Origin of the sequence: Streptomyces sp. SID1328, assembly GCF_009865595.1 — a bacterium.
GTDB classification, from domain to species: domain Bacteria; phylum Actinomycetota; class Actinomycetes; order Streptomycetales; family Streptomycetaceae; genus Streptomyces; species Streptomyces griseoluteus.
The window spans coordinates 1-10,645 of sequence record NZ_WWKH01000326.1 but is presented as its reverse complement, the minus strand read 5'-3'; the positions used below and the strand labels follow the sequence as shown (position 1 = coordinate 10,645).

Genomic DNA, 10,645 nt, shown 5'->3' with positions numbered 1-10,645 from the left:
TCGGGGGCCTGGTGGGGGCTGGGGGTGTGGACGAGGGGGACGAGGCCGCTGAGGAGGGGGTGGGTCTGCCAGACGTCGGGCCAGGCGGGCTGTGGTTGCTGCGGTAGGCCCGCTGTCCAGGCGGGCGGGACGGGGACGGTGCGCTGCAGAACACGGCGTACCTGCGCGGGTGGGAGCCGGGAGCCGTCGGGGAGGGGGACTACTCCGGCCGGGTCCAGGGTGAGGGTGGCGTCGGATTGCTGGTAGCAGGGCAGGACGCGCACGGAATGCTCACCGTCGCGGGTGGGGGCCTGCCCGGCGGTGGTGGGACGGCGGTGGAGGTCGGCCAGCGACCCCACCCGGGAGGGCGGCGGGACGGCCTGTGTCCGCGCCAGGTGCTGCAGGTGCCGGGTGCGGGTCAGATGGGTGGCGTGCAGGCCGGCCAGCTCCGCGGGAAGCCCGCCGCCGGAGACACCTGCCGGGTTCAGGCCAGCTGCGGACTGGGAGTGCAGGTGGTGGGCGGCGAGGAGGCGGGGAACGTCGTCGGGCAGCGTGACCCTCACGTCGCCGTCGCGGCTGAGAAGGTGGGCGGTGTGGTGGAGTGCGAACTCGTCGTGCGTGGTGAGCCAGTGAGCCGGGATCTCCGTGGCCCCCTCCTCGTCGACCGGCTGCAGCACGGTCATCACCGGGCCGCGCCGCCAGGCCCACTCCGGGCGCCACGTACGGCCCCGGTCCCGGTGCGGCCCGGATGTCCTCGGTGCAGCGGGGAGTGGCCGGCCGCCGGCAGGAGGCGCGGGGCGATCCGGCGGTTCGGCGGGCGGGCGGCAGGCCTCGAGGTGGGCGAAGCGCCAGAGACGGCCCAGGCGTTGCAGCAGCCGCGGCAGGTCCGCGAGATCGCTGACCACCAGGTCGGCGTCGAGGTCCAGGCTGGACTCCAGCAGGCTCGTGGTGACCACGACCAGCCGGCGCGGACGGCGCCGGCAGGCGTCTGCGGCTGCCCCAGCAGACTCAGCAAAGACAGCCGGGCCGGTTACGGCACAGCCGGCGTCAGCGGGAGAGGGCGCGGGCGGTCCGAGCAGATGCCTGACGCGTCGGGTGTCCGGCTGCAGCTGCTCGCCAGGCATCCGGGCGTGCAGCAGCACCAGCTCCTCCCCCGCCCTCAACGCGTCCGTCCCACGCCCGTGCCGGGTCTTGAGGTGGAGGTAGGTCGCCTGTGCGTCAGCCATGGTGGCGCGAAAGACCAGCGCGCAGCCGCCGTGCCTCCGGATCGGCTCGATCTCTTGGGCGATGAGAGCCAGATGGTCCGCGGGCTGTGCACGGTCGGCGGGGTAGGCGCTGGCTGCGGGAGGGGCCGGGGCGTCGTTGCTGATGCGGGCGGGCAGCAGGCGCACCGAGGCGGTGGAACGGTGCCGGTCCCCCGCCACGCGGGAGGTTGCCGCGTCGGCACGGTGGCAGGAGGCGTCCGAGGCCGCTGCGAACAGCCAGCCCGGGTACGGCACGCGCAGGTCGGCCTGGGCCAGGTCGCGGGCGCGGTGGCCGGCGCCGGTGAGGTAGGCACGCAGCAGTCGCTGGGCGGTGGTCTCGGGCAGGGACGCGGACAGGGCCACCACGGGCAGGTGCACGGAGCCGGCCCAGTTCAGGAAGGTCTCCAGCAGTTGCAGGGTGTAGGGGCTGTAGGAGTGGATCTCGTCGATGACGACGGGGCGGGCGAAAACGCCGAGCATGCGCAGCGCGTTGTAGCGGCTGGGGAGGACGGCCATCAGCGCCTGGTCGAGCGTGGCCACGCTCCACTGCGCGAGCAGGGCGCGGTCGAAGCCGTAGATGAAGGTCTCCGGGCGTGTCACCGCCTTCGACGGCCGACCACGCGTGTTCCTGGGGCGGGCACAGCCTTTCTCAGCGCAGCCCGCGCCGATGGAAGCGGCGGCAGGTACGTCTTCGTGGCGGCATGAGTCTTCGACGGTGGCTCCGTGTGAGGGGGTAGCCATCCAGTCGTCCAGCGTCACCTGGCCCTCGGCACACGCTTGCAGATCGGCGTCGCTGTAGGCGGGGTTGAGCCAGGCGTGATGGCGCACCAGGGTGACCGGCGCGCGTTCGGGCCGGTGGGCTGCGACATACGCGGCGAGCGTGTCGTACGCGGCGTCCGCGTGGGCGGTCGTGGACTGCAGGTACAGCACGCCCTCGGCACCGATGGGCCCACCGAGGATGCGGCACATCTCCAACGCCGCGGCCGTCTTGCCGCCTCCAGTGCGGTCCACCAGCAACGCCATGCCGCTGCCGTGCGCCGTGACCGCCTGCTGCAGGCCGGCCGTCACGGATGCCTGCAGGACGGTGGGCTGCGGGTGGCCGTGAACCTCCGCGAACGGTGCGGCGGGCAGACGAACCCGTTCCAGTCCTGCGTCCTTCACCAGCCGCACCGCCCACGGGTGCCGCGTGTCCACGCCGTCCGGCTGCCAGGCGCGGTAGTAGTGCTCGGCCGCTGTGAAAGCGGGGTGGGCGGCGCGCCTCATCCACACCTGGGGCCGGCTCACCAGCCGGTCCGCGACCATGATGATTCCGGTGACCAGCACCGCCACCGGCACCTCAACGCGGGCAGGAACAGCGCTGCCCCCCGTGCGGCGGCGTACCTCAAGCACATAGCGCCACCGCAGGTCCTGCCAGTGCGGGCCCCCGAGCTCGGCGGCCACCCGCGCGTCGCTGGCCGCCCCATGCAGATCGACCTGATGGAACCAGCCGTGATGGCCACCGACGACCTGCGCGGCCCGCACCGCCACCGAGGCGTTGCCCGCCGCCGGATACCCGAGCCGGCGAAACAGACCGACCATGACATGCATCGAAGCCCGGTCGTGCCGCACCATCCGCCATCGACCGGCATCCGCACGCAAGCCCGGACTCACGCTGGACCATGCGGCCGGCTCGCACTGCTGGAAAGAACTCAGCTTCCCGATGTCGTGCACGCCCGCCCAGAACATCACGACACCCCGGGCCTGCCCCACGGTCAGCCCCAGACCGCGCGCGATGAGGCGACGCTGGAACCGGTTCAGATGCAGATCCCACAAGGCTCCGGCGACCGCCGCCGTGTCCAAGAGATGGAACAGGTTCGGATAGCTCAACTCGTAGGCCGGGCTGAACTTGCCCCACGGATCCAGTGGCAGGCTGCTGCTCCCCTCGCGCACCGCGGCTGGCCATCCGCAATCGGGAAGAACTCCACGACAGCAACAGCAAACTCCCGCACGGCGCAGATCTCACAAAGAGGCCAATACCGCGCCTTCTTCGTGCTATATGTCAATGCCAGGCACACACGGCTAGCGCCGGTTGAGGCTACGGTAGACAGACGTCGCTGTACCTCACGGAGCTCGTGAGGCTGCTTCACAAGGCAGGTGGAGGCAATGTCTTCATCCGCTCCCCACAGGTGTGGGGCTGTCTCCGGCGCGTACCTGTCCACCCTGAAGACCCACCTCCAACCCCACACCGCGTGAGGGGATGCCCCATCCTGAGCCCTAAACAGGACCCAAGCAATTTCACCCGCGCCCCTAGGGCGCCACTCGATGATCCAGGCTGCATGAGACAGCAAGCCCCAGGAAGCAGATCCCTGCAACGGCAATGGGGCAGCAAAGCCACAGCCGGACCGCAGGTCAGCAAGCCTGTCTCCCACGCGTGTGGGGCTGTTTCGGCGGCCTACGGCTCGGTGTGGACTACTACCCACTGTCTCCCACGCGTGTGGGGCTGTTTCGCTCGCCGCGCTCCGGTCCTACCGGCGGGCCACCTGTCTCCCACGCGCGTGGGGCTGCCTCGACGGTGTAGTGGTCGAGGCCCGGCCAGGGGGGCACGTCTCCACGCGCGTGGGGCTGCCTCCGTCCCCCGGCCCCACTTCGAGGTCCTCCCGGAACGTCTCCCACGCGTGGGGCTGCCTCGCTCCTCCCCGGCTCCAAGAACGGCCTAGCTGCATGTCTCCCACGCGCGTGGGGCTGCCTCGCAGACGGGCTCGACTCCCCGCTTCGCAGATGCCCGGGCTCTGACCTGGCCCACCGAACCAACGGATCGCCAGGGCTGTGACTCCTTGCTGCGCCAGGATGCGCCCCCGCTCGCGTTCAATGCGCCCGCTGGAGCCGCCGAGTTCACGCGCCCCCCCGCTAAGCCGTGTCCGCCAAAGATCACGTTGCGGCGGATTTTTCTCACCGCCGCAGCAAAGAACTTGCCACTAAGGTCTTGTGCGATGAACAAGGATGCGTCCGGACTGACCAAGGCGGTTGCCGACGCGCTGGGCACTCAGCGCACCGCCGCCCTCACGGAACTCGCTAGCCGTGTCTCCGCGCTGCGTCGCATGAGCGAAGACGCGGGAACCAACGAAGTACTGCTGACCCCTTTGACCGGCCGTGCCGCGGAGAAATGGGAGCGGCTTGCCCAGCGAGAGGCCGAGGACTGGGTTTATGTCCGCTCCAGCGACGGGGTAACCGTCTTGGCAGCGGACCAGGTGTCTGAAGCTGGATTACGCGATCCGGCGGCAGCCGTCATTTACCCTGAGCTGCACACACGGCTGGTCAGTTGGTGGCTCGTCCACGCCTGGCGCAGCGCGGACCTCCTCGCTGACACCCTGGACAACCTGACCCGATGGCGTATCACTTCCGGCGCTGTCACGGCCCGGGCTGTGATCGAAGAAGCTGGATCGCTGGTGGACGAGCAGAGCGCCATCGCCCAGGCATGGCGGACCGGCAAGGCTGCTGCCCAAGACCCCGTGAAACGGCCCGCCCTAGTCCGCGAGGCGCTCGCTCCCGTCCTGCTAAAAGCCGGGTTCGGCTCCAGGATGAACGGCAGCCACGAAGGGCTTCAGGCCACCAACGTCCTCACCCTCGTGAAGAAGCTGAACAAAGCAACAGGCGAGGGTAAGTTCCCGAAGTGGTACGACCTGCTCTCCGACGCCGCGCACCCCGCCTTCGGGGCCAGAATCGCCTTCGCCACGCCACCGCTCGTACACACGTCAAAAGCCGTCACGGTGCGCAGCTACGCACGGTCTCCCATGTCACTCACCGACGGAGAATCTGTCCAAGTTCTGGAACCGACCGTAGCCTTCGCAATCGCTGACTCTCTGCTCACCGCCGGCACGCACATGTTGAACCTTCTCGACGATGGCCTTGCCGTCGTGGACGACTTCGGTCTAACGACATCAGCGGCCACGCTCACCCGCCGTACGTACTGGCGTGCCTTCCACCCCACCCGCGGCAGCCGCGCCTGCCCTTGCGGCCGTGGTAAGTGGTCTGCCTGCGGTCACCACTGGGGCAGTCAGATCCCCGCGCCCCGGGCCCGTTAACAACCACAGCAGCAGCAGAACGTGAACCCACCCGCCGTAAGCCCGCTTCGTGTCCTCACCGGCGGGATAGGCGGCTTCGCAATTCTCCCCAGCCCGCCCGGAACCATCCAGCTCCAGCAGATCCCGCTCATCTGCTGTCTTCCCCAACAGCAGGACTGCTTCAGTGCTGACGCCCTGGCCGCCGTCCCAGGCGTCCTGTCTCGTCAGTGGCGCGAGACCCGCTCTCACTCTCCGGCTCAACGATGGGCGCTGCAATCCTTCGCCAGCCGGCCGCCGGTAGTGCCGGCTACCTCCCAGGCCGGCCCCCCAACCCTCTCGGCCATCGCCAGCGGCCGTCCGGCCGCGACACGAAGCCCAGGCAGCGGTGACCGGCTATGGCTTGCCCCCCCAAGGGAAAACACCAAATGAGTTACCCCGCGCCGCTCTTTCCCCTACATTCACCAAGGGACTGCGAGTAGCGCAGCCATCACGGAATCGATCCACGAAAACTGCAAAGAAAAAGCAATCCCCTGGCTGGACCGCAGGTCCGCAAGTATGTCTCCCACGCGCGTGGGGCTGCCTCGCCCGGATGCGGACCATCACCGATTTGCAGCCGATGTCTCCCACGCGCGTGGAGCTGCCTCGTTGACGCCGCGGCGGTCACCGTCGAGGTCTCATGTCTCCCACGCGCGTGGGGCTGCCTCGACCGCCTCCGCCGCAAGCTACTGCACTACGTCGGCGGACACCTGAACGACGACGCCGCCATGATCGCCATACAACGCCCCGCCACGCCCCGGGCCTGATAACCCGGCCCCTCTTGCACCAACCAAACTTCGATGGCCGCGCTCAAGGTTCCCTACCTTGTGCTGCGCTATATCGCCTTGCATCAAAATGACCAGCAGGTTTGCAACTGATGTCCCATCACCTGACCGGAGGCAGAACAGAACCCAGACGATAATCGCAGCTCGGACCGCGTTACGTGAGACAGGTGAATGCAACCTGATTGGGACATCTCGATGCAACTCAACAGCAGCTGATCACTCGGCTGAGCTTGACCTCTTCGGCGGATGTTCCTTGGCCGGGGATGAGTACGAGCTGGGCCGTGGGGCTGACCGGGAACCTGATCTCGTGGGCACCTTCCAGGCCGAACCCCCGGTAGGCGTCATCCGGAGTTTCCGGGCGCCAGAGTACGAGGGGCGCATCGGAGGTGAGGAAGTTCGGCTTGCGGCTGGTCTCGAGCCGCCAGTGCCGAGCACGGTACTGCGAGATGCACACCCGGACAGAGCTGAGCGTCGCGGTGACAGCTTCGTCGTGGGTGGGGTCGTTTCCCGCGTTCATCGCTCGCGTGCCGTGGTAGTAGTCCCAGGCGCCCTGGGCTTCGGCTGCCCGTGGCGGGTGACCGAGATGCTTGCGTGTGAGGTACTCGGTCATCAGCGCCAGGTCGACCTCCCGGCCGTTCGCGTACGCGGTGACGTTGCGCCCGAAGAGCGTGCCCGTGCGCTGCCGCGGGGTCCTGGCAAACTGCACAGCCAGGTAGAGGCAGAGCAGCTCGCGGTCGTCGGTGCCGACGGCCGGGGGCTTTCCCGTCTCGTCTATTCGGCGCAGGGCGGCAAGCCCCTGTCCTTCCAGGCCGCTGAGCTCGTGCTCGATAGCCGTGGAGGGCAGGCCGTTGTCGTCCGTGATCGTGTAGAAGCCAGTCTCGGCGGCGATGTTCTTGACGTTGGCGAGGTGCGTCTTCGACGGGCACCGGCGCCTCACCCTGACCATGTCGCCTCGCCCGAATCGTGCCAGGTAGCTCTGAGGCACATAGTGGTGGAGCTTCGGATCCGACATCTCAGCCCCTGCCCGGCTCGTGGTGGCGGCCCATGTACTCACGGACTTCGGCAGCCAGCTGCCCAGTGGCTTTGAGTGCCTCTTGATGGCTATGACGAGCCTGGGCCAGACGGTCCACTCGCTCAAGCACCGCGTCGTCGGTAAGCGTGGCCGCCCACTCGCTGATCGTCTCGCTCATGTCCCTCCCCATCAGCGGGACGAGTACTTCCGTCAGGCCGGCGCGTGCTACCGCGGCCTGGATCCGCTGTCCGCCTCGTTCTGCGGCAGAGGCGGCTCCAGCTCCTGGCAGTTCGCTGCGCAGATCGTCGTATCCGGTGGAGATGTCCAGCTGCGGCGGCAGTGGCGTGACCTCGCGACCGCCAGTGACGATGATCGGGATGGCTGTGGTGCGGACCCAATCCTCCAAGTACTCCAGTTCCTTGGCAGCGCTGTTCCAGATGCCTGTGTGCGGACGCTGCAGCGACACCGTCGTCCAGATCGAGAAGGGAATGTACGCGCCGCGCGGCGCCGTCGCGATGATGTCGTTGACATGGATCGGCTGCCCACTACCTGGCTGTGGCCGCCGCTCGAGAGGCTGGGAGACCGCAAGGCTGGGGTTCGGTGCGTCGGGGTGTACGGCTCCCAGGCGGGCTGCTGCAACAGTCGGCCGCCGATGTTTGGCCATGTTGGTGTACTCAACGAGGATCTTGAGCGGGTGTTCGTCAGGATTGCGGCGTTGGAAGGGCTGCAGAGCTCGGATGCGCTGAGCAAGGGGAGCACTGGGCTGCAGCGGTGGAAGCCCACGCCTGCGGCGGTGATTGAGCCAAGCCTCGAAGTCAGCGAGGATCGTGCTGGCCGGCATCTCGATGCTGCGTGCTTCCTCCGCCGTGAGAGACCGCCGCAGTAGGTGCTGCACCTCGGCGTACACCGTGTGTTCAAGCGCAGCACGCAGTTGGGTGAGAGCGTCAGCGACAAGACGAGGAATCGCCTCAGGAAGTGGCGCTATCGCAGCCACGACTGTCTGCACTTGATCGTCGTCGACGACGTTTTTGAGGAAGAGCGGCTCTTGAGCGGTGTAGTCGTGAACCATCCGTATGACCCGGTCGACCGTCTGATCGACATGAGCCAGGGTTGCCGCAACGTGCAGCTGGTGGTCTGGCAACCAGGCGGAGTCAGCAGCGTTAGTGCTCATGTCTGAATACCTAACTAACGGCGCGTAGGACAGAGGGTTCTTCGGCGAGCTGACAGTCGCTGTTAGGGCAGGTCTTCCAATCGAGCGAGCAGGCCAGCGGCGGTGGCGACTGCCACGAGGGCGTCGGCGCGGGTCCAGGTGAAGTTCTCGGTGGTGCCGACGTCGTCGTGCGGGGCGCCGCTGAAGAGGGCGTAAGCGCTCTGGGTGAGCACCGCCCAGCGCTCCTCCTGGTTCCGTTCCCCAGCCTTCTTCTGCATCGCCTGGTCGTGGAGCTGCTTGGTTTTGCACGCCTCGCGTACCGGATCGAGGGCCGCCCGGGCGAGGGCGACGGCGTGCTCGTACCGTCCGTCACGGATCGCATCCTTGGCCTCACGGATGCGGCGTGCGGCGGTGGCCCGGGCCTCCACGGTGGTGATCGGGATGAGGACGTCGACGAAGGCGCCGGCATCCAGCTGGGTGAGGGCGTTGCTCCACGTCGCGTGCGGGACGCGGATGATCTCCTGGTCGTCGGCGACGGGCCAGTGCTTCGTCTCTGCCAGTGCGGTCAGGGAGAGTTCGGCGCGCAGGGACAGGTCGGCGCCCGCCCGCAGCTTCTCCAGGCCACGCAACTGCTGGTCCGTCACGGTCGTCTCCAGCGAGAGCATCGTCCCGAACGGCTTCAGTCCAATCGGCCCCGACGAGGAGTGCAGGACGCCGATCCAGCTCGCGGAGCTAGGCATCTCATGTGTCCACAGACGGCCAGAGACGAGGAACGGGGCGTCCTCGGTGAAGTCGCCATGGGCTGTGACTTCGAAGGTCAGGGCAAGCCGATGGACGTCCCAGCCCGGGAAAACGTTGACGTGCTGCTGCGCTCGAAGGTTGACGCCGTAGTCGTTCGAGCCGAACCGGAAATTGGCCATCGTTCCTCGCCTTGTTGAACCGTTGCCCGATGGTCGCAGGCCCACTGCCGCAGCGGCAGTGGTTTTCGCAGGGGCTCACGGCACGGTCCCGGCGTGCCCGAGACCAAGGCCCGAACGAGTTGTCCGTGCCTTGGTCGTGCCTAATTTTCCTCCCGACTGGTCGCTGTCCGTGCCCAGCCTTTCGGCCCTACGGGGTGCAGGAGCCGTGCCTGCCAGGACGAGACGCAAGCACCTGAGTCCTGTCACTGTCCCGCTCGCTCAGCCAACCTCACCCCGGAGGCAGCACCAATGATCACCCGTCAGACACCCAGGGCAACACCCGCGCCAATCGCCACTACGCTGAACACGCCACCCTGGGCTCGGGCAGAAGCCCCGCAGGGACGCTCTCAGGCAGAGAGCAGCAGGACCGCCGACCGCGAGGCGCGCGCTCCTTGCCGAAGGGCCGCCTTCTCGTTGTCCGCGTCGGCCTTCGGCGCCAGGAGCTCGAACCAGTCGACCTAGTCAGCCCGTAGCCGCAGCCAGGGTCGCGCCCGCCGATGACTTGCAGGTCGTGGCCGCACACTGGCGAGGACGGGCACGCCGACTGGCTGCACCGGTCGGAGCAGCACGTCACCGGCCTGCGCTGATCGGCTACCGGAGGACCGCAGGCGCCTCGACGCAGTCGTACGACGCGTCCCCCGCACTGCCTCCGAGGCTCCGAGCAGCACACGCGCGCGCACGTCTCCGCTTCACCGTTGCCGTGCTACTCGGCAAGCGACTCCTTCCCGAGTCCGTCACCGCGCCGCCTGACCACAGGGATGGGCTCCGTCATCGCGCGTCGGATGGCGCGGCGCTGGGCTGCCGTGGTGGCCCCCCAGATGCCGTCGTCCTCTCCATGATCGAGCGCCCAGGTACGGCACGCGATGATGACCGGACAACGGCGGCATATCGCTCGGGCCAGGGCGGCCTCTGTCCCGGGAGCCGCCAGGTCGGAGAGAGGAAAGAAGATGTCGGGATCTTCTCCGACGCACGATGCTTGATCGCGCCAGTCGGAAGCCGCCGGGCGTCCACTGGACGAACAGGTCATGACACACCTCTCCATGACCGCGTGCGGCCAGGCGCAACGGCTGCGGCACGGCACTCCCGAGCGCCGCAGTCCCGGCAGAGGTTCGTGGCATTTTATGCCGAATCACCGCATCCGTGGTAGCCCGTCGGCGCGCCACCTATGACCGGACCGCGGCCAAGACCCGGCTTGACGGAGACAGCCGTGCGGCCCCGGCAGGCGACTGAGGTGGGACGGCGCACGGCGAGCAGCAACTCGGCGCGGGCGGCCGGACGCATGCCCAGTCCGGCGGGACCGGGCGCGTGGGCCGGCACAGCGCGGCAGCGGCACTGTGACCGGGGCGCGGGCGGGCATAGCGCGTAGCGCGGCCTTAACGGGGGGCGACAGGACGGCAGGCACGGGAAGTACGGCGGCGGGGCGGCCGGGCCGGGCCACGG

Annotated in this window: 6 protein-coding genes; 1 reads left to right on the top strand and 5 read right to left on the bottom strand. The window is 68.4% G+C overall.

Annotation, left to right across the window (positions count from 1 at the left end):
• A partial coding sequence (locus GT030_RS09550; protein ID WP_161200722.1) for an HD domain-containing protein occupies positions 1-3,152 on the bottom strand: 3,152 nt, incomplete at its 3' end.
• A 1,040-nt stretch (positions 3,153-4,192) separates the two neighbouring features.
• On the opposite strand from GT030_RS09550, the gene GT030_RS09545 reads away from it, so the two are divergent.
• Complete coding sequence (locus tag GT030_RS09545) at positions 4,193-5,284, top strand: hypothetical protein (protein WP_161200721.1); 1,092 nt, start codon at positions 4,193-4,195, stop codon at positions 5,282-5,284.
• Positions 5,285-6,286: 1,002 nt separating this feature from the next.
• On the opposite strand, the gene GT030_RS09540 is transcribed toward GT030_RS09545, so the two are convergent.
• The 4 genes from GT030_RS09540 to GT030_RS09525 form a co-directional block, all read right to left on the bottom strand.
• Positions 6,287-7,096 carry a DUF4238 domain-containing protein gene (locus GT030_RS09540; protein ID WP_161200720.1) on the bottom strand — a complete coding sequence of 270 codons (810 nt, stop codon included), beginning with the start codon at positions 7,094-7,096 and terminating at the stop codon, positions 6,287-6,289.
• Between the two features lies 1 nt (position 7,097).
• Entirely contained in the window at positions 7,098-8,267 is a 1,170-nt protein-coding gene (locus GT030_RS09535) for a hypothetical protein (RefSeq protein ID WP_161200719.1), read from the bottom strand.
• 62 nt (positions 8,268-8,329) lie between these two features.
• Complete coding sequence (locus GT030_RS09530) at positions 8,330-9,166, bottom strand: hypothetical protein (RefSeq protein WP_161200718.1); 837 nt, start codon at positions 9,164-9,166, stop codon at positions 8,330-8,332.
• A gap of 742 nt (positions 9,167-9,908) precedes the next feature.
• Positions 9,909-10,232, bottom strand: coding sequence for a WhiB family transcriptional regulator (locus GT030_RS09525; protein ID WP_161200717.1), 324 nt, complete (start codon positions 10,230-10,232; stop codon positions 9,909-9,911).
• Positions 10,233-10,645 lie beyond the last annotated feature (413 nt).

Excerpts from the sequence above, each read along its gene's own strand:
- GT030_RS09530 (WP_161200718.1), bottom strand. The coding sequence starts at position 9,166 with ATGGCCAATTTCCGGTTCGGCTCGAACGACTACGGCGTCAACCTTCGA.
- GT030_RS09545 (WP_161200721.1), top strand. The coding sequence starts at position 4,193 with ATGAACAAGGATGCGTCCGGACTGACCAAGGCGGTTGCCGACGCGCTG.
- GT030_RS09535 (WP_161200719.1), bottom strand. The coding sequence starts at position 8,267 with ATGAGCACTAACGCTGCTGACTCCGCCTGGTTGCCAGACCACCAGCTG.
- GT030_RS09540 (WP_161200720.1), bottom strand. The coding sequence starts at position 7,096 with ATGTCGGATCCGAAGCTCCACCACTATGTGCCTCAGAGCTACCTGGCA.
- GT030_RS09525 (WP_161200717.1), bottom strand. The coding sequence starts at position 10,232 with ATGACCTGTTCGTCCAGTGGACGCCCGGCGGCTTCCGACTGGCGCGAT.